This is a genomic window from Streptomyces sp. NPDC007905, from assembly GCF_042959345.1.
In the GTDB taxonomy this organism is placed as follows: domain Bacteria; phylum Actinomycetota; class Actinomycetes; order Streptomycetales; family Streptomycetaceae; genus Streptomyces.
Genome location: NZ_JBIBKS010000001.1, coordinates 373,656 through 395,358 on the forward strand (window position 1 = coordinate 373,656; position 21,703 = coordinate 395,358).

Sequence of the window (21,703 nt, forward strand, 5' to 3'; positions counted from 1 at the left end):
GTCCGCACCGATACCCGAGTGGCGGGTCAGTCGTCCGATGCGAGGTCCGCCCAGACCTGTTTGCCGCCGCTGACCGGCACCGTCCCCCAGGCCTCCGACACCGCCTCCACCAGCAGGATGCCGCGCCCGCCGGTGGCCTCCCAGCCGATGCTGGTGGGCTTGACGGGGCTGCGCGGCGAGCCGTCGGCCACCGCGAGCCGCAACCGGTGGTTGACCAGGCTGAGGTCGAGGCGGACCTGGCCGGTGGTGTGCACGAGGGCGTTGGTGACCAGCTCCGAGACCACCAGCAGCGCCGCGTCCATGGTGTCGCGCGACACGCCCCAGGTGCGCAGGGTGCGCCGGGCGAAGCGGCGGGCGTGCCGGACGGCTTCCGGGACCCGCCACACCGTCCAGCTCTCGCGCAGCGGGCGTACGGCCATGCCGTCGTAACGCATCAGCAGCAGGGCGACGTCATCGCCGCGGTGGGCGCCGGTGAGCAGGGCGTCGGCGACCAGACCGAGGTGGCCGGGATCGGCGGTGGCGAGCTCATGGGCGAGCCGGTCCATGCCGTCGTCGATGTCGGCCTCGGCGGACTCCACCAGTCCGTCGGTGGTGAGCGCCAGGACCGTACCCGGCTGGAGCCGGAGCGGGGTCATCGGGAACTCGGCCTGGTGGAGCACCCCGAGCGGCGGGCCGCCCTCGGCGTGGACGATCTCGGTGGACGCGTCCGGATGACGCAGCACCGGCGGCACATGACCGGCGCGTACACACAGGGCGGTGCCCTGCTCCATGTCGACGTCGACGTAGCAGCAGGTGGCGAAGAGGTCGGTCTCCATGTCCAGCAGCAGCCGGTTGGCGAGCGCGACGACCACGTCCGGGGCGTGGCCCTCGACGGCGTAGGCGCGCAGCGCGGTGCGCATCTGGCCCATCAGGGTGGCGGCACCCGCGTTGTGGCCCTGGACGTCGCCGATGACGAAGGCCACGTGGTTGTCGGCGAGCGGGATCACGTCGTACCAGTCGCCGCCGACCTCGAGACCGGCTGTGGTGGGCAGATACCGTGCGACGGCGACCGCGCCGGGCAGCCGGGGCAGGCGGCGCGGCAGCAGGGTGCGCTGGAGCATGCCGACGAGTTCGTGCTCGGCGTCGAAGGCGTGGGCGCGCAGCAGCGCCTGGCCGGCGAGGCCGGCGGAGGCGGTGAGCAGGGCGCGCTCGTCGGGGGCGAACTCGTGCGGCTGGTCCCAGCCGATCAGGCAGGCGCCGGCCATGCGGCCGCCGGCGGCCAGCGGCAGTACGGCGAGGCCGCCGGGGCCCACGTCGGCGAGCGCGGGCTCCAGCGGGCTGCCGGCGGGCCAGATGCGGGGGCGGCCCTCGCGCAGGGCGGCGGCGAGGGTGGGCATGGCACGCACCGGCGCGTCGGGCCACTCGGTGCGCCACTCGGTGCGCCACAGCTCGGGCCAGGCCTCGGGTTCGGGCGGGTCGAGGACGGTGACGACGAGACGGTCGTTCTCGAGTTCCGCCAGGGCGATGCGGTCGGCCTGGAGCGGTTGGCGCAGGGCGGAGACGACGGCCTGGCCGACGTCCTTGACCGTGCCGGCCATGGCGAGGGCGGCGGCCAGGCGCTGTACGCGGGCCACGTCGGTGACGTCGGAGCGCAGCGTGGAGGCGTCCGCGACGGTGCCGACGAGCCGGGCCGGGCGGCCCTCGCCGCCGGGCAGCAGCCGGCCGCGCAGCCGCAGCCACTTGGGTGGGCCGGAGGCCTGCAGGATGCGGAACTCCAGCTCACGATCGCCGATGGACATGTGGTCGGCCTCGACCACCGACATCAGGGCGGGCACGTCCTCGGGCACGGTATGGCCGAGCAGCGTCTCCACCTTGCCGTCGAACTCCTCCCGGCCGATCCCGAAGAGCCGCAGGATCGTGTCGCCCACCTCGACCCGGCCGGTGTCCATGGCCAGGCTGAACGTGTCCGCGGGCAGTTCGCCGGTGTCCGCGGCTCTGCCGGCCGGCGCGGGCACGGCGACCGCCCGGGCGATCAGCTCCAGGCAGGCGCGGTCGTCGGTGCCGAAGCCGCCGGGGTGCTCGGTGACGGCGAGCAGGCAGCCACTGCCGGCCGGGCCGAGCGGCAACGCGGCCAGGGAGAAGTCCCCGGACGGCGTCCGGCGTGCCTCCGGGCAGTCCGCCAGTTCGTCCGGGCCGAGCCACACGGGCCGCCCGGTGCGGTGGACCTCGGCGACCGGCGAGCCGCCCGCGGCCTGATAGCCGTCGCGCAGGCCGTACAGCGTGCGCGGCAGACCCGCGGACTCGGCCAGGATCAGCCCCGCGGGGTCGTATCCGGGCGCGTAGACCCCCACGAACGCCGCCCCGGCGAATACAAGCGCCTGTTCGAGAACCCGGCGCAGCCGATCGGGAGAGGCGGGCACGTCGATGAGCGTTTCAAGGGCGGTTTCGGCACGCTCGGTTCTCGTTCTGCGCACCGCAGCACCCTCACTGGCCACTTGGCCATTACAGCGCGTATGAGCCGCCTGCGCAGCCCCTGTGAACGCGTCACGCGCCGCGCGGGCCCGACTTCGCTCGAAAGCCACCGAACACATCTTTACCCATGCGTTCCGCACGGTGACCTCGTGACAGCCGTGACTTTCCGCGACGTTCCGCCTCCTGCGAGTGTCTGTCCGGGTCATCCAGAGAAAGGGGCGGGACGGGCATGGACAAGCGGTACGAGGTGTACGCGCTCGCCGACGGACACTTCTACGACACGCCCGACCGGCTCTCGGCGGACGGCAACGAGCCGGCGCCGCTGTTCGCCACGGCGCGTCGCGCGCTCCCGGACGGCTGGCACACGGCCCGCACCGGCGACTGGCTGACGCTGACCCCGCTCGGCGACGACGGCGCGCCGCTCCCCTCGCCGGCCCAGGGCTGGAAGATCCACTCCTCGGCGACCGCGGCGAACGCGGAACGGATCGCCGGGATCGTGTGGGACTACTGCGTGCCACGCCGGATCCCGTTCAAGTTCGTGCCGTCCCCGCATCTGCTGCACCTGCGCAACGCCAAGTACGCGGGCCGCGACACCAGCGGCAAGTTCGTCACCGTGTACCCGGCCGACGAGGAACAGCTGCACCGGGTGCTGCGCGAGCTGGGCGCGCTGCTGGAGGGCTGTGAGGGGCCGTACATCCTGACCGACCTGCGCTGGTCCGACGGTCCGCTCTACGTCCGCTACGGCGCCTTCGCGCGCCGGTACGTCGTCGACGAGCGCGGCTCGCTGGTGCCGGCGGTGACCGACGGCGAGGGGCGCCTGGTGCCGGACCGGCGGGCGCCGTCCTTCCAGGTGCCGGAGTGGGTCACGCTCCCGGAGTTCCTGCGGCCGCACCTCGAGGCCCGCAACACCACGACGGTGGGCGAACTGCCGTACCGCATCGAGAAGGCACTGCACTTCTCCAACGGCGGCGGGGTGTACGCCGGCACGGACACCAGGGACGGGCGCCGGGTGGTGCTGAAGGAGGGGCGCCCGCACGCGGGGCTGGCCGCCGACGGGGCCGACGCGGTGGCCCGGCTGGAGCGGGAGAGAGCCGCGCTGCAGCAGGCCGCCGGGACGGGCGTGGTGCCCGAGGTGCGGGACTGGTTCACGCTGGGCGACCACCGGTTCCTGGTGATGGACTTCCTTCCGGGCCGCCCGCTCAACTCGTTCTTCGCCGAACGGCATCCGCTGCTCACCCCCGACCCGGACCCCGCGGAGGTCGCCGCCTATACGGCATGGGCCCTGCGCATTCACCGGGCCGTGGAGCGGGCGGTGGAGGCGGTGCACGCGCGTGGGCTGGTCTTCAACGACCTGCACGTCTTCAACATCATGGTCGACCCGGACGAGGAGACGGTGTCCCTGATCGACTTCGAGGCGGCGGCCCCGGCCGAGGAGAACGGTCGGCAGACCGTGGCGCACCCCGGCTTCTTCGCCCCGCCGGACCGCCGCGGCAAGGACGTCGACCGGTATGCGCTCGCCTGTCTGCGCCTCGCCCTGTTCCTGCCCGTGACCACGCTGTTCGTGGTGGACCGCGGCAAGGCGGCACACCTGGCGGACGTGATCGCCGAGCAGTTCCCCGACGTGCCGCGCGCCTTCCTCGACGAGGCGGTCGCCGAGATCACCCGGGACACCGCGGACGGCCGCAGCCGCCGTACGTCCGCGCCCCTGGTGGTGCCGGGCGACTGGCCGTACAGCCGGGACTCGATGGTGAAGGCGATCCTCGCCTCCGCCTCTCCGGAGCGCGACGACCGTCTCTTCCCCGGCGACATCGCCCAGTTCTCCGACGGCGGCGGCCTCGGGCTCGCGCACGGCGCGGCCGGGGTGCTGTACGCGCTGGAGGTCTCCGGCGCCGGCCGGTACGAAGAGGGCGAGCGCTGGCTGCTGGACCACACGGCACCGCCGCCGCCCGGCACCCCGCTCGGCCTGTACGACGGTCTCGCGGGCGTGGCCCTGGTCCTCGACCTGCTCGGCCACCGGCAGCGGGCACTGGACCTGATCGACGGCATTCTGCGGGAGAACTGGCGCAATCTCTCCTCCGACCTGCACGGCGGCCTGGCCGGTCTCGGCCTGGTCCTGGGCCGCTTGGCGGAGTCGACCGGCGAGACGGAGCTGCGCGACGGTGCCGCCGAGGCCGCCGGGATCCTCGTACGACGCCTCGCCGAACCGGCCCCGGACACGCCCCGGCCACGGGCCGGGCTGATGCGGGGCGCCGGCGGGCCCGCGCTGTTCCTGCTGCGGCGGTACGAGGAGACGGGTGAGGCCCGCATGCTCGCCGCGGCGGCCGAGGCACTGCGCCGCGACCTGGCCTGCTGCGTCGTCCAGGAGGCGGGCGGCGGCCTGGAGGTGGACGAGGGCTGGCGGACGCTGCCGTACCTCGGTGACGGCAGCGTGGGGATCGGCCTGGTCCTCGACGACTACCTGGCGCGGACGGGCGACGGCGGGTCGCTTCTGCGGGCCGCCGGCGACGGCGGCCCGCTCGCCCGGGCCCCCGAGGACGACCGGGAGGCGGCTCTCCTCGCCCACGCCGCCGATGCCGCGAAGGAGTTCGAGCGGGCCCGGGCCGGCATCCTCACCGCGGCCACCTCCCGCTTCTACGCGCAGCCCGGTCTCTTCCAGGGCCGCGCCGGAATGGTCCTGCACCTCGCCCGCAGCTCCGCGCCGGGCGCCGGCCGCGACCGGCTGGAGCAGCAGATCGCGGGGCTCGGCTGGTTCGCGATGGCCTACCAGGGCCAACTCGCCTTCCCCGGGCACCAGATGATGCGGCTCTCCATGGACCTCGCCACCGGAACGGCAGGCTGTCTGCTGGCGCTCGCGTCGGCCCTCGACGCCGAGCCCACCGCGCACCTGCCCTTCCTCCCGCCGCCACCGGCGGCCCACACACGCGGCTCCGCGAGCTGACGGAGTCGTGACCCAACCCCCGTCCCCGAACAGGGAAAGGACACAACATCATGGCACTTCTCGACCTGCAGACCCTCGAGTCCGACGAGCACACCCACACCGGCGCGAGCACGGCGAGCCTGCTGTCCTGTGTCTCGGCGGCGAGCGTTCTGCTCTGTCTCTGACCAGGCCGGTCACGCCACGGCTCCGGGCGGCCCTCTCCCCTTGCGGGGAGGGGCTGTCCGGGGCCTTCCCGTCCGCACGGGAGGGGCCGTACGGAGCCTTCCCGTCCGATCCGACGCGAGGCCGCAGCCGATGACGACCCGTTGCGACGCCCCCGATCGTCTGTCGCGTGCCGTGCTCCGGCACTGCGGCGCCCGCTGCGCCGCCCTGTGCGCCGTGACCACGGCCGGCACGGCCGCCGGACTGCTGCTGCCCGCCGCACTCGGCCGGACCCTCGACCTCCTGCTCGCCCGCGCTCCGGCGGCCCGCTGGGTGGCCTGCTGCGCGGGCCTGGTGCTGCTGCTCGCCGTACTGGACGGGTGCGCGAGCGTGCTCACCGGCACCGTCGACGCCCGGTCCACCGCATGGCTGCGGCACCGGATCACCGGACACGTTCTGGCCCTGGGCCCGCGGGCGGGCGCCCGGTTCGGCACCGGTGACCTCATGGCCCGGCTGATCGGCAGCGCCGCGCAGGCGGGGACGGCGCCGGGTGCGCTGGCCGCGCTGCTCGCGGCACTCGCCGGGCCGGTCGGGGGCGTGGTGGCGCTCGGCCTGATCGACCCGTGGCTGGCTGCCGTCTTCCTGGCCGGAGCGCCGGTGCTGGGGCTGCTGCTGCGCGCCTTCGCCCGGGACACGTCGGCGTGCGTGGAGGACTACCAGCGGATGCAGGGGCGGATCGCGGCCGCTCTCGCCGAGGCGATCGGCGGCTTCCGCACAATCCGGGCCGCCGGAGCGGAGGACCGGGAGACGGCGCGTATCCTCGCGCCGCTGCCCGGACTGTCCCGCGCCGGGCACCGCATGTGGCGGGTGCAGGGGCGGGCCGCCGCCCAGGCGGGCACCGTGGCACCGCTGCTGAACCTGGGCGTGGTGGCGGTGGCCGGCCTGCTGCTCGCCCGGCACCGCCTGTCGGTGGGCGAGGTGCTGGCCGCCTCCCGGTACGCGGTGCTGGCCACGGGGGTCGGCGTGCTGGTCGGACAACTGGCCGCGCTGGCGCGGGCCCGCGCGGCGACCGGGCGACTCGACGAGGTGCTGGCCGAACCGGTGCCCGGGTACGGCACCCGCCGCCTGCCACCCGGCCCCGGGCGGCTGGAGCTGCGGGGCGTGACGGCCCGCCGGGGCGGCCGCACGGTCCTGGACGGCGTCGACCTGCGCGTCCCGGGCGGCTCCACCCTCGCCGTCGTCGGCCGCTCCGGGACCGGCAAGTCCCTGCTCGCCGAACTCGCCGGACGGCTGGCCGACCCGGACACGGGCGAGGTCCTCCTCGACGGGGTCCCGCTGCGCACCTTGGCCCACGCCGACCTGCGCCGTGCGGTCTCCTACGCGTTCGAACGCCCCGCCCTGCTCGGCAGGACCATCGAGGACACGATCGCGTTCGGGCTCACCGCTCCCTCCCCCGCCCGGATCCGGTCGGCCGCGCGCACGGCCCGGGCCGACGCCTTCGTCCGCCGCCTGCCCGACGGCTATGCCACCCCCTGCGCCGACGCCCCCCGCTCCGGCGGCGAGTCCCAGCGCCTGGGCCTCGCCCGCGCCTTCGCCCACGGCGGCCGCCTGCTGATCCTCGACGACGCCCTCTCCAGCCTCGACACGGTCACCGAGCACCAGATCACCGAGGCCCTGCTGGCCCCCGGAGCGGGGCCGACCCGTCTGCTGATCGCCCACCGCACGGTCACCGCGGCCCGCGCCGACGCGGTCGCCTGGCTGGACGGGGGCCGGGTGCGGGCGGTGGGTCCGCACACCGAACTGTGGCGGGACGCGGAGTACCGGGCGGTGTTCGGGGCGTGAGCGCGCGGACGAGGGCGTTGCGGTTGCTGCGGGGGCGGGGGCGGGCGCTGCTCCGACTCGGCCTCTGGTCCGTCCTGGAAGCGGGGCAGACCTTCCTGGCCGGCTATGCGCTGGCGCGGGCGCTGGACGCCGGGTTCCTGGCCGGGGACGCTCGGACCGGTCTGCTGTGGCTCGGGGCGGCCGGGCTCGCGGTGGGCGCCGGGGCGTACGGGACCGGACGGGTCTATGGCGTGGTCGCCGCGCTGGTGGAACCGGTACGGGACCGGCTGGTGGCGACCGTGGTACGGCGCGGGGTGCGGGAGGCGGACGCCGGGGCGCTGTCCGGTCTCACCCAGCAGGTGGAGATCGCCCGGGACACCCTCGCGGGCCTGGTGATGGTCTCCCGGTCGTTCCTGTTCACCGCGGCCGGTGCGCTGATCGGCCTCTGCTCGCTGGCTCCGCTGCTCCTGACGGTCGTCGTGCCTCCGCTGCTGGCCGGGGTGTGCCTGTTCACGGCGACGCTGCGGCCGTTGGCCCGGCGCCAGGAGGCCTTCCTCACCGCGGACGAAGCGCTCGCCGAGGACCTGGGGGCGGTGTGTCCGGGCCTGCGGGACGTCACGGCCGCCGGTGCCGGGGCCCAAGTGGCGGCGAGCACCGGCCGGTTGATCGAGGCGGAGCAGCGGGCCGCCCGCGCACTGGCCCGCTGGAGCGTGACCCGCGTGGCCGCTCTCGCGGTGGGCGGCGAGCTGCCCGTGGTCCTGCTGCTCGCCACCGCGCCCTGGCTGCTGGGCCACGGCGTGAGTCCGGGTGCGCTGGTCGGGGCCCTCGCCTATGTCACCCAGTCCCTGCTCCCCGCCCTCCACAACCTCGTACACGGCCTCGGCACCAGCGGCTCCCGCCTCACCGTCGTCCTGCGTCGCCTGACCCCGGCGACGGGCCCGGGGGCACCGCGGCCGGCCGACCGGCCCGGTCCGCCCGGGACGAGGGAGACCGGATCGCCGCACGAACAGCCGAAGCGAGACGACTCGCCCGAGCCGCACTTCCCACGCGTGCCGCGGGGCGCGCCCGATACCCGTGAGCACCGTGTGCCCCACGGCGTCTTTGATGCGCACGAGCAGCAGATGCTCCACGGCGTCTTCGATACGCACGAGCAGCGGCCTCACGGCGCGCCCCATGCACACCAGCAACGCGTGCCGCACAGTGCGCCCCATGCCCACGAGCAGCCCCTGCCGCACGGCGCCCCCGGTGCCCACGAGCAGCCCCTGCCCCACGGCGCGCCCGATGCCCACGAGCAGCGGCCTCACGACGTGCCCGATACCCCCGAGCAGCGCCTGCCCGACGGCGCGCCCGGTGCCCACGAGCAGCCCCTGCCCCACGGCGTCTCCAATGCCCCGCTGGTGCCGGACCACCCGACCGGGCCGCACGACTCGCCGGAGCCGCACGACTCGCCGGGCCCGCACCACCCGCCCGAGGCGCCCACCCCGGCCACGGGCGCTCCGCCGCCGGTCGCGGGCACTCTTCCGGTTGCGAGCACTACCCCGGACACGACCACTCCCCCGCTTACGAGCACTCCTGCCCTCGCGCTCACCTCCGTCACCTTTGCCTACGGGCCCGCCAGTGAGCCCGTGCTCGACGGGCTCGACCTCACCGTCCCGGCCGGCGGCCACCTCGCCGTCGTCGGACCGAGCGGGATCGGGAAGTCGACGCTCACCGGGCTGGTCGCGGGGCTTCTGGAGCCCCGGGAAGGGGTGATCCGGGTGTACGGGCACACCGTGCCGGGGCCGGCGGCGGCCACGTTGCGCGTGCTGATTCCGCAGGAGGCGTACGTCCACGGCGGCACCCTCGCCGAGAACCTTGGCCTCTTCCGCCAGGACCCGGTGCCGGAGGCGGAACTGCTGGCCGCCGCCGAGGCGCTCGGGCTGACGCCGCTGGCGCGGGCGCTGGGCGGGCCCGCCGGCCGGGTCGACCCGGCCGCGCTGTCGGCGGGCGAGCGGCAGCTGATCGCGCTGACCCGGGCCTATCTCTCACCCGCGCCGCTCGCCCTGCTCGACGAGGCGACCTGTCATCTGGACCCGGAGGCGGAGGCCCGAGCCGAGCGGGCGTTCGCGGCGCGCCCGGGCGGCACACTGGTGGTCGTCGCCCACCGCATCAGCTCCGCTCGGCGCGCCGGCCGCGTCCTGGTGATGGACGGCCCGCGCACCGCCTGCGGGACGCACGACGAACTGCTGCGGACCTCGGCTCTGTACCGGGATCTGGTCGGCGGCTGGACGATGGCGCCGACCACGCCGGTCGGCTGATCACAGCCACCCTTCCCCCTGCGATATCCGTATCGCGTCGATGCGGTTGCGCGCCCCGGTCTTACGGGTGATCGCCGCCATGTAGTTGCGCACCGTGCCGTGGGACAGGTGCAGGCTCCCGGCGATCTCCGCGATGGACGCGCCGTCGGCCGCCAGGGACAGCACGCTCAGCTCACGTCCGGTCAGCGGCATCTGGGCCGCCTTGAGGAATCCGAACCCCAGCGAGGCGTCGACGAAACGTTCCCTCTCCGCAGCACAGCGGATCGCGCGCACCAGCCCGTCCGGTGAGCCCGCCTTGTCGACGAAGCCGAGCGCCCCCGCCTCGGCAGCCCGCTTCAGCAGCCCCGGTCTGTCCGCACTCGCAAGGACCACGAGTGCCGGCGGTCTGCCGCCCGTGCCCGGCGGGCACAGGTCGCCGAGCGGCGGCCCGCCCTGCCGGTCGCCGCAGTCCAGGTCCGCGGCGCACACGTCCGGACATAAGGAGCGCACCCGTGAGGGCGCGGCACGCCATGGCGTGTCTTCGACCTGCAGACCGGGTGCCCTCCGCAGCCATTCGGCCAGAACCGATCGCACCAGACACGCGTCGTGCACCAGAAGTACCCGGATCACTGCCCGCCCCTCCAGTAGGCCGTACTTCGCCCTGCATCGCCGTGCTCTTGTCTTCAGGTGTTCAGCGCTCTTGTCTTCGGGTGTTGAGCGCGTGCCCCATTCTTGGCCGGTGTCACCGTTCGCGGGCGCGGAGATCCGGCCATCAGGGTGCGCGGGGGCGCACACCGGGCGCCCGTACGCCGCCTCGCGCTTCAGCTACGGGGGCATGGGACGGGCCGGACGGGGTATCCGTGCGCATCCGGGGGGGACGGTGCTCCTTCGCAGGTGAGCGCTGCCGCCCACGGCATGCGAGAGGTGCTCGCCGTGCGCCGGGTGGCCCCACGAGAGAGCCTTGACCCCGGGATGCGAGGCGCGGCCGTACGAGGAGGTGGTCGGCGTGTCCGACGGGCCAGGGCCGGCGCAGGCACCGGCGGCCGCCAGAACGTCGGCCGGCGAGCTGCTGCTGTCGCTCGCGCTGGCCGCGATGCTCGAGGACGTGCACGCGCACTCCGGCGCGGTGTACCTGCTCCGGTCCGACGAGCCGGTCCTGGAGATGGCGGTGATGGCGGGCATGCCCCGGGCGTTCGCGGCCCCGTGGGAGCGGGTCGGGCTGAGCGCGCCGATCCCGGTCGCGGACGCGGTGCGGGAGCGGCGCCTGGTGTGGGTGGGCGGCGAGGAGGAGATGGCCCGCTCCTATCCCCGGATCGCCGTGGTGCTGCCGTACCCGTTCGCGCTGGCGGCGCTGCCGGTGGCGACGGCGGGCACCGTGTACGGCGCCGTGTTCGTCACCTGGCCCGGTGCGCATGCGCCGGAACTGTCCGACTGGGAGCGCGAACATCTGACGGCGGCCTGCGAACGGCTGGCCCGGCGGCTGGCCCGGGCCGCCGCTGAGGAGCGGCCGCTCCGGCCCGAGCGCGATCTGCTGGCGACGCCCGTGGCCGGCGTGGCGGGCACGCTGGGGTCGGTGGAGGCGGTGCGGATGGTGTCCCGGCTGCCGTACGGGCTGGTGTCGCTGGATCTGCACGGCCGGATCACCTTCGCCAACGCGGCCGCCGCCGACCTGCTCGGCAGACCAGCCGGCGAGCTGCTCGGCACGCTCCCCTGGGTGTCGGTACCGTGGCTGAACGACCCCATGTACGAGGACCGTTACCGGGCCGCGCTGATCAGCCAGCACGTGACGTCGTTCGTGGCCCTGCGCCCGCCGGGCGAGTGGCTCTCGTTCCGCCTGTATCCGAGCACGACCGGGCTGAGCGTGCGCATCGGCCGGGCCCGGGCGGTGGCGGACATGGCGCGCACTGCGCCGCAGTCGGAGCGGGGGCCCTCGCGGCTGGTGTCCATCTCCCAGGTGCTGAGCCTGGCCGGGGCGCTGACCGAGGCGGTCGGCGTGCAGGACGTGGTGCAGTTGGTGTGGGACGAGGTGGCCCCGGCGGTCGGCAGCCAGGCGATGGTGATCCTCGGTTCCCAGGCCGGGCGGCTGCACGTGCTGGGGCACCGCGGGTACGCGGACCCGCACGTCGTGGAGCGGTTCGACGGGCTGCCACTGAGCGAGCGCAACCCGGGCACCCAGGCCCTGAACAGCGGGGTGCCGGCGTTCTTCGACTCGCCGGAGCAGCTGGAGCGGCTGTATGCGAACCGGCACGAGACACCGGGCGGGTTCGCGGCCTGGGCGTACCTGCCGCTGATCGCGTCCGGGCGGCCGGTCGGCACGTGTGTGCTGGCGTACGCCGACCCGCATGTCTTCCCCGCCGACGAGCGGGCGGTCCTGTCCAGCCTCGGCGGCCTGATCGCGCAGGCCCTGGAGCGCGCCCAGCTGTACGACGCCAAGCACCGGCTGGCGCAGGGGCTGCAGGAGTCGCTGCTGCCGCACTCGCTGGTGCGGCTGCCCGGCATCGAGGCGGCGGCCCGCTATCTGCCGGCCACTCAGGGCATGGAGATCGGCGGCGACTTCTATGACCTCGTGCCGGCCCGGCCGCTGGCCGCGGCGGTGATCGGGGACGTCCAGGGGCACAACGTGACCGCGGCGGCGCTGATGGGGCAGATCCGCACCGCGGTACGGGCGTACACCACGGTGGGTCAGACACCCCAGGAGGTGATGCGCAGCACCAACCAGCTGCTCGTCGACCTGGGCGCCGAACTGTTCGCCAGCTGTCTGTACCTGCGGTTGGACCCGGCGCGCGGGAAGGCCGTGATGGCTCGCGCCGGGCATCCGCCGCCCCTGCTCAGACGCCCGGACGGACGGGTCCGGGTGCTGGACCTCGCCGGGGGGCCGCTGCTGGGGATCGACGCGTCGGCCACGTATCCGACGACCGAGGTGTCCCTGGCTCCCGGCTCGGTCCTCGTCCTCTACACCGACGGTCTGGTCGAGTCGCCCGGCGTGGACATCGAGGACTCCCTGGTCGACCTCGGCGCGCTGCTCGCGGAGATCGGCGACCAGCCCCTGGAGACCCTGGCCGACGAGCTGGTACGGCACAGCGCGACGGCACGGGAACGGGTGGACGACGTGGCGGTGCTGCTGCTGCGGGCCCACGACACCGGCTGAGCCGCCGGACCCGACGACCGCGGTCCGGCCCTCCCGCCGGAGGGCCGGACCGTCCCTGCCGGCCGGAACCGCGGTGGGCCGGTCAGGGAGTCTCGGGGACGGCGCGACCGGCCCCTGGTGAAGGGGCCCTGTGGGTCCACGGGTCCCGCGGGTCCCGGTGAAGGGGCCGCGCGCCAGATGCCGTTGCGGGACGATCCGGTGTCCCGTCGCGCCACGGCTCAGTGGGTCCCGGTCAGGACGACGAGCCGTCGCCCGCGCCCTCGCCGGACTGGTTTCCGGTGCCCGCGCCGTCGCCGGTGCCGCTCTGGTCGCCGGTGCCGCTCTGGTCGCCGGCCGTGGCGGACGGGTCGGCGGTGCCGCCGATCTGGTCACCGCCTGCCTGGTCCCCGGCACCCGACTGGTCCCCGGCCGAGGCCGAGGGGTCGGCGGTGCCCGCCTGGTCGCCGGCGCCCGACTGGTCCCCGGCCGAGGCCGAAGGGTCGGCGGTGCCCGCCTGGTCGCCGGCGCCCGCGCCGTTGCCGCCGCCGCCGAGGGTCGCGCCGGTGGCCTGCAAGGCGGTGGTGACCGGCTGGAAGAAGGTCTCGCCGCCACTGGTGCAGTCGCCGCTGCCGCCGGAGGTGAGGCCGACCGCGCCGCCGTCCTGGGTGAACAGGGAGCCGCCACTGTCGCCGGCCTCGGCACAGACGTTGGTCTGGATGAGGCCGGTGACGGTGTCGACGCCGTTCGGGTCGGTCTCGCTCTGGAAGTTGACGGTGGCGTCGAGGCCGGTCACCTGACCGTTGTGCAGACCGGTGGTGGAGCCCATCCGGAACACGGTCTCGCCGACGGTGGCGTCCGCGGCCTGATTGATCTGCACGGTCTGGCCGTTGCCGGCGTTGACCTCGCTGGGCGCCTGCGTGTTGGGGTCGTTGTACTTCACCAGCGAGAAGTCACCGTTGCCGGGGAAATTGGCCTGGTCGACGGTGGCGATGGGCTGGCCGGTCTGGGAGTCGGACCAGTCCTTGGCGGCGACGCCGCAGTGACCGGCCGTCAGGAAGGCGGGACTGCCGTCGGACGCGGTGACGTTGAAGCCGAGGGAGCAGCGCACGTTGCCGCCCTGCACCTGGGAGAAGATGGCGTCGCCGCCCGAGACGAAGGTCTTGAAGGTACCGGCGGACTTCTTCAGGGTCGCCTTGCCCGAGCCGAGGCTCTGCACGGTCGACTGGAGCCGGTTCCACTTGGCGCCGGTGACGCTGGAGTCGGCGGTGACCACGACCTTGTCGGTGCGCGGGTCGACGGCCCAGGCGGTACCCGGGATGGTCGCCTTGGTCTTCAAGGTCTGGGCGGCGGCCTTGAGTTCGGAGGTGCTGTTCTCGACCTGGCGGACGGCCGCGCCGGCCTTCTTCGCCTGGACGATCACGTTCTTGTCGCCGCCGACCACGTTCACGACCAGTTGCTGCTTGGCGCTGTCGTAGTAGGACCCGGCGAGGGCGTCACCGAGCAGCTTCTGCAGCTGCGCGGCGAGATTCGAGGCGTCCGCGGCCTTCAGGGTCTTCGCGGTGCCGGTGGCGCCCGAGGCCTGGTCCTTGTCCTGGGACGCGTTGGCGTTGGGCAGCAGAAGAGCCGCCGCTCCGAGCGCCGCGACACCGCCCACCGCTATCGCGGCTTTGCGCTTGGGCATTCGCTTGTGACTCAAACTTCTCGACCTCCTGGGGACGGGGGCCTGCCGCTGTCGGGCAGTCGTAGGGGGCGCCTGGATGGCTGTAGGTACGGGCGGGTCACACGGCGCGTTCAATTCCGTTTGCCAACTTCCCTGCCGGAACGGTGAATCGGCCATGCTCCGCGTGTCGCGCCACACGGCCGGGAACAATCGCCCATATGACGATGACCACCACCGAAGCCGACAAGATCCTCTCTGCCCACTTCGCCCCCTGGGTCCTCGACCTCGGGCTGTCGGTCCAGGCCGTGGGCGAGGATCGCGCGATCCTGCGTCTGCCCTGGTCGGACCGGCTGGTCCGGGAGGGCGGCGGGTTGTCGGGGCAGGCCCTGATGGCGGCAGCCGACACGGCGACGGTGATCGCGGTCTCGGCCGCGCGGGGCGGTTTCGTGCCGATGACGACCGTTCAGCAGTCGACGTCCTTCCAGCGGGCGGTGACCGGTTCGGATGTCCTGATCGAAGCGGTCCTGACCAAGCTGGGCCGGCGGATGGCATTCGCGGACATCGCGCTGAGCGACGCCGGGTCGGGTGCGCTCGCGGCCCGCGCGAGCACGGTCTACGCACTGCTGGGCTGACACGCTCAGCCACCGGTCGGTGGCGGTCCGTTCCGAACGCGTACCGGAATCCCTGCTTCAGGGAATCTGCACATTGAATACCCAAGCAGCTCACCACCGTCGGCAGATCTGCACATCCATGCGCCCCCCGTCACGCCTTTGGTGCGGAGTGCCGGATTCGCCGTCCGGCGGGCAAGGGCCTGATTGCGCCGATGCCGTGCGGCATGTGAAGGAGTCGCCGACATGCCGTGCGCGGGCCTGCACGGATGAGTCGCTCAATGAGTCAAGTGCGCTGGTGAGAGGCCTGGTTGATTGGAAGCGCGGCCCGCGTGCGTGCTTTGATCCATCGCACCGCGGGGGTCCCCCGGGCTCCCGGAGACGGGTGCCCGGCACCTGCGGTCGCGGCCGTCCGTCTGTCCCCAGAGGGGGCCGCTCCCCCCTTGTGAAATATCCATACGAAGGGAAGTTCCACCATGAACTCCACCCCCCAGGTTGAGACCGTCGAGATCTCGGACGCCGAGCTGGACAACGTCTCCGGCGGCCTTTCCGTGAACGCCCTCAACACCGCCACCGGCGCCCTGAACGGCGTTGCCCCGGTTTCCGGCGCGGTGGACACCGTCGTCGGCACCGTCGAGGGTGTCACCGGCCTGAACGTCGCCCCGGTCACCAGCCTGGTCGCCGGTCTCTGACCGCACCCCGGTGTCACCGAAGTCCCGGAGCCTCCCCCGGTTCCGGGACTCTCGGATGCCCCGAAGCATGCCGTGACGATGTCTCTCCTCGGGTGAGGGAAGTTCCGTGCAGTTCCGCCAACAGGCCCTCGCCAAGCTCCAGTCGCCGGAGGAGCTGGACCTTCCGGTGCGGCTGGCCCGCCCCCAGGGCTGGCTCGCGCTCGGCGTCACCGTCGTCGTCATGGCGGCGGCCGCCGTGTGGGCGGTGACCGGTTCGGTCGCCTCCACGGTGAGCGCGCAGGCCGTCCTCACCCACGGGCAGGGCAGTTATGTGCTGCAGAGCCCCGTGGCCGGCCAGGTGACCGCCGTGCTCGCGAAGCAGGGCGACCGGCTGCCGGCCGGCACCGCCGTCCTCAAGGTGCGTACGAGTCAGGGTGACACACTGGTCCGCACGGTCGCCGCCGGCCGCGTCACCGCGCTCGCCGCCACCATCGGCCAGATCATCCGGACCGGCGCCGACGTGGCCGCCGTCGAGAAGGTCGCCCACGCCTCCGACCCGCTCTACGCCACCGTGTACGTCCCCGCCGAGAACGCCGCCGTCATCCCCGCGCACGCCTCGGTCGACCTGACCGTGTCCTCCGTACCGACACAGCGGTACGGCGTGCTGCGCGGGCATGTGAAGTCGGTGGACCGCACCGCCCAGTCCCCCCGGTCGATCTCCGCCTTCCTCGGGGACAGCCAGCTCGGCGAGCAGTTCACGCGCAAGGGACGCCCGGTGGCCGTCCTGGTGGCCCTGGACAAGTCGCAGGTCACGAAGAGCGGTTACCGGTGGTCCACCACCGAGGGTCCGCCGTACCGGCTCGACTCCATGACCCTGGCCACCGGTTCGATCCGGCTGGCCGACCAGCGTCCTGTCGATTGGCTGCTCCCGTGACCGTTCAGACCGCAGGGGCCCGGGAAACCCGCGGCCGCAGAAGGGCCGCCCCGGCCAAGCGGCCGGTGCCCAAGTCCCGCGGCGGCACGGTCCGTACACCCACCGTGCTCCAGATGGAGGCCGTGGAGTGCGGTGCCGCCTCCCTGGCCATGGTGCTCGGCCACTACGGCCGGCACGTGCCGCTGGAGGAGCTGCGCATCGCCTGCGGTGTCTCCCGCGACGGTTCGCGCGCCAGCAACCTGCTGAAGGCGGCCCGCAGTTACGGCCTGACGGCCAAGGGCATGCAGATGGACCTGGCCGCCCTCGCCGAGGTGCAGGCCCCGGCCGTCCTCTTCTGGGAGTTCAACCACTACGTCGTCTACGACGGCATGGGCCGCCGCTTCGGCCGCCGCGGGGTGTACATCAACGACCCCGCCAAGGGCCGCCGGTTCGTGCCCATGGAGGAGTTCGACGGCAGTTTCACCGGTGTGGTGCTGGTGATGGAGCCGGGTGAGGGCTTCACCAAGGGCGGGCGAAGGCCGGGCGTGCTCGGCGCGATGCCGGCCCGGCTGCGCGGCACCGCGGGCACCCTGCCCGCCGCCGTACTGGCCAGCCTGCTGCTGGTGGCGGTGGGCGCGGCCGTACCCGCGCTCAGCCGCACGTACATCGACGTGTTCCTCATCGGCGGACAGACCTCGCTGCTCGGCGTCCTGTTCGCCTCGATGGCCACCTGTGTGCTGCTGACCCTGGTGCTGACCTGGCTGCAGCAGGCCAACCTGCTGCACGGCCGGATCATCTCCTCCACCCTCTCCAGCGCCCGGTTTCTGCGCCATCTGCTGCGGCTGCCGGTGACCTTCTTCGCCCAGCGCAGCCCGGCCGACCTGGTGCAGCGGCTGCAGTCCAACGACCAGGTCGCCGAGACCCTGGCCCGGGACCTGGCGGCGGCGGGCGTGGACGCGATCGTGGTCGTGCTGTACGCCGTCCTGCTCTACACCTACGATCCGCAGCTGACCTTCGTCGGCATCGGTGTGGCCCTGCTCAACGTGGTGGCGATGCGGCTCGTCGTACGGCTGCGCGCGACCCGGACGGCGAAGCTGCGCGCGGACACCGCACGGCTCACCAACACGTCCTACACCGGCCTTCAGCTGATCGAGACGATGAAGGCGACCGGCGGCGAGGACGGCTACTTCCGCAAGTGGGCGGGGCAGCACGCCACCACGCTGGAGGAACAGCAGCGGCTCGGCGTGCCGAGCGCCTGGCTGGGTGTGGTCGCGCCGACGCTCGCCACGCTCAACAGCGCGCTCATCCTGTGGATCGGCGGCCTGCGGGCCGTCGAGGGGCACATCTCGGTCGGCCTGCTGGTCGCCTTCCAGGCACTGGTCACCCGCTTCACCGCCCCGCTGACCCGGCTCAACGGCGTCGCGGGCCGCATCCAGGACTTCGCGGCCGACGTGGCCCGGCTGAAGGACGTGGAGAACTTCCAGGCCGATCCGCTCTACGCCCGCCCCGGTGCGGGCGACTCCACGCGCCGGCTGCACGGACATGTCGAGCTGGAGAACGTCACCTTCGGCTACAGCCCGCTGGACAAGCCGCTGCTGACCGGGTTCGACCTGATGGTGGGCCCCGGTCAACAGGTGGCTCTGGTCGGCGGCTCGGGCAGCGGCAAGTCGACGGTGTCACGGCTGATCTCGGGTCTGTACGCGCCCTGGGACGGCGTGATCCGCATCGACGGCCGCCGTCTGGAGGACATCCCGCGCGGCGCGCTCGCCGCCTCCGTCTCCTTCGTCGACCAGGACGTGTTCCTCTTCGAGGGCTCGGTCCGCGACAACGTGGCCCTGTGGGACCCGTCGATCCCGGACGAGGCCGTGGTTGAGGCGCTGAAGGACGCGGCCCTGTACGACGTGGTGATGCGCAGGCCCGGTGGCATCCACAGCAAGGTCGAGCAGGACGGCCGCAACTTCTCCGGCGGGCAGCGCCAACGCCTCGAGATCGCCCGGGCGCTGGTGCGGCGGCCGAGCATCCTCGTCCTGGACGAGGTGACCAGCGCACTGGACGCGGAGACCGAGCTGGTCGTGATGGACAACCTGCGCCGGCGCGGCTGCGCCTGCGTGGTGATCGCCCACCGGCTGAGCACCGTCCGGGACAGCGACGAGATCGTCGTGCTCCAGCACGGCACGGTCGTGGAGCGCGGGCGGCACGAGGAGCTGGTGGCGCGCGGCGGCGCGTACGCCGTGCTGGTCAGGGAGCGATGAGATGACGTCCGTGCACGAAGGCGACCTCGTCCTCGGCGCGCTCGGCTCGCTGGGCACACGGGTCGACTGCGCCGGGTTCAACCGCCTGGACCTGGAGGGTCCGCAGGTGCTGTGGCTGGTCTCGGCCGGCGCGCTGGACCTGTTCGCGGTGGACGCGGCCCAGCAGGGCCACTGGCACCACCTCGGCCGGCTGGAGGCGGGCGCGCTGCTGCTCGGCCCGGTCGCCGGGCCCCAGCACACGCTGGTGGCGCGCCCGGTGCGGGACTGCGTGGTGCACCGGATCAACCTGCGCGAGCTGTACCAGCCGGCGAACACCCAGACCTGGTCGTACGACGAGTACGGCAATCCGCAGTACGTTCCGCCGGCTTCGAGCCCGCTGGAGTACGCGGTCGCACTGGGTGTGGGGCGGGGCCTTTCCGTCCTCTTCCAGGCCCCGATGGCCGAGGAGCGGGCGGCCGCTCCGTCCGACGACGACGTGTTCTGGATGCAGGTGCCGCCGGGCAGCGTGCAGTACGGCTCCCTGTACGGCGCGGAGGCCGCCGCCGACCTGCTGACGGACCCCGCGCTGTGGCAGAGCATGGTGGACCAGCAGTACCGGCTGCTGACCGCCCTGGACCGGTGGATCGAGCAGCTGGAGCGCACCCACGAGACGCGCACGGCCGCCGGGATCAAGGCCGGTGAGGCGGTGCGCGCCCAGGCCGACCAGACCCTGCTCGCCTCCATCGGCAAGCGCTCGGCCCGCCGCACGACGGCGGCCGACGCCGACGCCACCTACGCGGCCTGCGGGCTGGTCGCCGAGGCGGCCGGAATCACCCTCGCCGCACCCGCGCAGAGCGGCACCGAGAGCGAACGCCTCGACCCGGTCGAGCGGGTGGCCCTGGCCTCCCGGGTGCGTACCCGTGCCGTACGCCTGGACGGGCGCTGGTGGCGGGAGAACGTGGGCCCGCTGATCGGGCACCGGGCGCTGTCCGGGGCTCCGGTCGCGCTGCTGTGGCGGCGCGGCGGCTATGTGGCGGTCCATCCGGGCACCGGCCGCGAGACGCCGATCGAGAAGGCGAACGCGGAGGAGTTCGAGCCGCGCGCGGTGATGTTCTACCGGCCGCTGCCCGAGCGCCGTCTCACCCCGTCGGCCCTGCTCCGGTTCAGTCTGCGCGGCACGCGCGGCGACCTGCTCAGCCTGATGCTCGCCGGGCTGGTGACGGTGGCGATCGGCGCTCTGGTGCCGGTGGCGACGGGCAAGGTGCTGGGCGAGTACGTGCCGAGGGCCGAGGAGGGACTGATCGTCCAGGTCTGCCTGGCGGTGATGGTCAGCGGGGTCGTATCGGCCGCGTTCACGCTGCTGGAGAACCTGACCATCCTGCGTCTGGAGGGCCGTATCGAGGCGGCGCTCCAACCGGCCGTCTGGGACCGGCTGCTCAGGCTGCCGACCCGGTTCTTCACGCAGCGCTCCACCGGTGAACTCGCCAGTGCGGCCATGGGCATCAGCGCGGTCCGGCGGCTGCTGGCGGGCGTCGGCCCGGTGGTCGCGCAGTCGGTGACGGTCGGCGCGATGAACCTGGGGCTGCTGTTCTGGTACAGCGTGCCGATGGCCATGGCGGCGATCGGCATGCTCGTCGTCATCGCCGCCGTGTTCCTCGGGCTCGGGCTGTGGCAGGTGCGCTGGCAGCGGCGGCTCGTGGTGCTCGGCAACAAGCTCAACAACCAGGCGTTCCAGACGCTGCGGGGCCTGCCGAAGCTGCGGGTGGCGGCGGCGGAGAACTACGCGTACGCCGCCTGGGCACGGGAGTTCGCGCGCAGCCGGGAACTGCAGCAGAAGGTGGGCCGGATCAAGAACCTCACCACGGTGCTGGGCACCGTCTACCTGCCGGTGTGCACCCTGCTGATGTTCATGCTGCTGGCGGGGCCGGCGAAGGGCGCCATGTCGGCGGCTGCCTTCCTCACCTTCAACACGGCGGTCACGATGGTGCTGACGTCGGTCACCCAGCTCACCGGTTCCTTCGTGTCCGCGGTGGCCGCGCTGCCGCTGTTCGAGGAGATCAAGCCGGTGCTGGACGCCACGCCCGAGGTTCGGACGGCGAGCACCCGCCCGGGCCCGCTGTCCGGCGCGGTGGAGGCACGCCGGCTCTCCTTCCGGTACGCCGACGACGGCCCGCTCGTCCTGGACGACGTGTCCTTCGCGGTCCGCCCGGGCGAGTTCGTGGCGATCGTCGGCCCCAGCGGCTGCGGCAAGTCCACCCTGCTGCGGCTGCTGATCGGCTTCGACAAGCCGGTCTCGGGCAGCGTCCTGTACGACGGCCAGGACCTGGCGGCCCTCGACCAGTCGGCGGTCCGTCGCCAGTGCGGAGTCGTGCTCCAGCACGCGCAGCCCTTCACGGGCTCCCTCCTGGACGTCATCTGCGGCACCGAGCCGTACACGCCGGAGGAGGCGATGGCCGCCGCCGAGATGGCGGGGCTCGCGGAGGACATCAAGCGGATGCCGATGGGCCTGCACACCATCGTCGCGGGCAACGGCGCGATCTCGGGTGGGCAGCGGCAGCGGCTGATGATCGCCCAGGCACTGATCCGGCGTCCGCGCATCCTGTTCTTCGACGAGGCCACCAGCGCCCTGGACAACGACACCCAGCGCACGGTCATCGAGAGCACCCGCAAGCTCAACGCCACGCGCATCGTCATCGCCCACCGCCTGTCGACGGTGCTGGACGCGGACCGGGTCGTCGTCATGGAGGACGGCAAGGTCATCCAGCAGGGGCCGCCCGCGGACCTGCTCGCGGACACCGGGGGGCGGCTGCACGAGCTGGTGCGGCGGCAGCTGGCCTAGGCCCAAGCCCGGCTGTCCCCGGCCGGC

At 73.5% G+C, this 21,703-nt stretch carries 13 protein-coding genes; 10 read left to right on the forward strand and 3 right to left on the reverse strand.

The genetic code is table 11. The features are described from left to right. Positions 1-26: 26 nt before the first annotated feature. On the reverse strand, positions 27-2,474 hold the full coding sequence (locus ACFZDC_RS01880) for a SpoIIE family protein phosphatase (RefSeq protein ID WP_391319393.1): 2,448 nt from the start codon (positions 2,472-2,474) through the stop codon (positions 27-29). Between the two features lie 206 nt (positions 2,475-2,680). On the opposite strand from ACFZDC_RS01880, the gene lanKC reads away from it, so the two are divergent. The 4 genes from lanKC to ACFZDC_RS01900 all read left to right on the forward strand — a co-directional run bounded on the left by lanKC (position 2,681) and on the right by ACFZDC_RS01900 (position 9,648). Beyond that, positions 2,681-5,389, forward strand: a complete 2,709-nt coding sequence (gene lanKC / locus ACFZDC_RS01885; RefSeq protein WP_391319394.1) for a class III lanthionine synthetase LanKC — start codon at positions 2,681-2,683, stop codon at positions 5,387-5,389. Between the two features lie 50 nt (positions 5,390-5,439). Continuing rightward, positions 5,440-5,553 (forward strand): SapB/AmfS family lanthipeptide, encoded by a 114-nt coding sequence (locus ACFZDC_RS01890; RefSeq protein WP_391319395.1) that lies wholly within the window; start codon positions 5,440-5,442, stop codon positions 5,551-5,553. A 130-nt stretch (positions 5,554-5,683) separates the two neighbouring features. After that, complete coding sequence (locus ACFZDC_RS01895; protein WP_391319396.1) at positions 5,684-7,372, forward strand: ATP-binding cassette domain-containing protein; 1,689 nt, start codon at positions 5,684-5,686, stop codon at positions 7,370-7,372. After that, entirely contained in the window at positions 7,369-9,648 is a 2,280-nt protein-coding gene (locus ACFZDC_RS01900) for an ATP-binding cassette domain-containing protein (protein WP_391319397.1), read from the forward strand. Before ACFZDC_RS01895 ends, ACFZDC_RS01900 begins: the two co-directional genes overlap by 4 nt. Here ACFZDC_RS01900 and ACFZDC_RS01905 read toward each other — a convergent pair whose 3' ends face one another. Next, entirely contained in the window at positions 9,649-10,257 is a 609-nt protein-coding gene (locus ACFZDC_RS01905) for a LuxR C-terminal-related transcriptional regulator (protein WP_391319398.1), read from the reverse strand. It abuts the gene before it with no gap. Positions 10,258-10,633: 376 nt separating this feature from the next. On the opposite strand from ACFZDC_RS01905, the gene ACFZDC_RS01910 reads away from it, so the two are divergent. Next, entirely contained in the window at positions 10,634-12,775 is a 2,142-nt protein-coding gene (locus ACFZDC_RS01910; protein WP_391319399.1) for a SpoIIE family protein phosphatase, read from the forward strand. A gap of 232 nt (positions 12,776-13,007) precedes the next feature. On the opposite strand, the gene ACFZDC_RS01915 is transcribed toward ACFZDC_RS01910, so the two are convergent. Beyond that, positions 13,008-14,450, reverse strand: coding sequence for an alpha-lytic protease prodomain-containing protein (locus ACFZDC_RS01915; protein WP_391319400.1), 1,443 nt, complete (start codon positions 14,448-14,450; stop codon positions 13,008-13,010). Between the two features lie 182 nt (positions 14,451-14,632). Here ACFZDC_RS01915 and ACFZDC_RS01920 point away from each other — a divergent pair, with 182 nt between their 5' ends. The 5 genes from ACFZDC_RS01920 (at position 14,633) to ACFZDC_RS01940 (ending at position 21,676) form a co-directional block, all read left to right on the forward strand. Further along, positions 14,633-15,046, forward strand: a complete 414-nt coding sequence (locus tag ACFZDC_RS01920; RefSeq protein ID WP_391319401.1) for a hotdog domain-containing protein — start codon at positions 14,633-14,635, stop codon at positions 15,044-15,046. Between the two features lie 452 nt (positions 15,047-15,498). Then, positions 15,499-15,714: a type A2 lantipeptide gene (locus ACFZDC_RS01925; protein WP_391319402.1), complete on the forward strand. Its 216-nt coding sequence runs from the start codon at positions 15,499-15,501 to the stop codon at positions 15,712-15,714. Positions 15,715-15,820: 106 nt separating this feature from the next. Continuing rightward, on the forward strand, positions 15,821-16,627 hold the full coding sequence (locus tag ACFZDC_RS01930; protein WP_391319403.1) for an HlyD family efflux transporter periplasmic adaptor subunit: 807 nt from the start codon (positions 15,821-15,823) through the stop codon (positions 16,625-16,627). Continuing rightward, the gene (locus ACFZDC_RS01935; protein ID WP_391319404.1) at positions 16,624-18,858 is read left to right on the forward strand and encodes an NHLP family bacteriocin export ABC transporter peptidase/permease/ATPase subunit; all 2,235 of its coding nucleotides are present in this window, start codon (positions 16,624-16,626) and stop codon (positions 18,856-18,858) included. The genes ACFZDC_RS01930 and ACFZDC_RS01935 overlap by 4 nt, the downstream gene beginning before the upstream one ends. 1 nt (position 18,859) lies before the next feature. Beyond that, positions 18,860-21,676, forward strand: coding sequence for an NHLP bacteriocin export ABC transporter permease/ATPase subunit (locus ACFZDC_RS01940; protein WP_391319405.1), 2,817 nt, complete (start codon positions 18,860-18,862; stop codon positions 21,674-21,676). Positions 21,677-21,703: the final 27 nt, after the last annotated feature.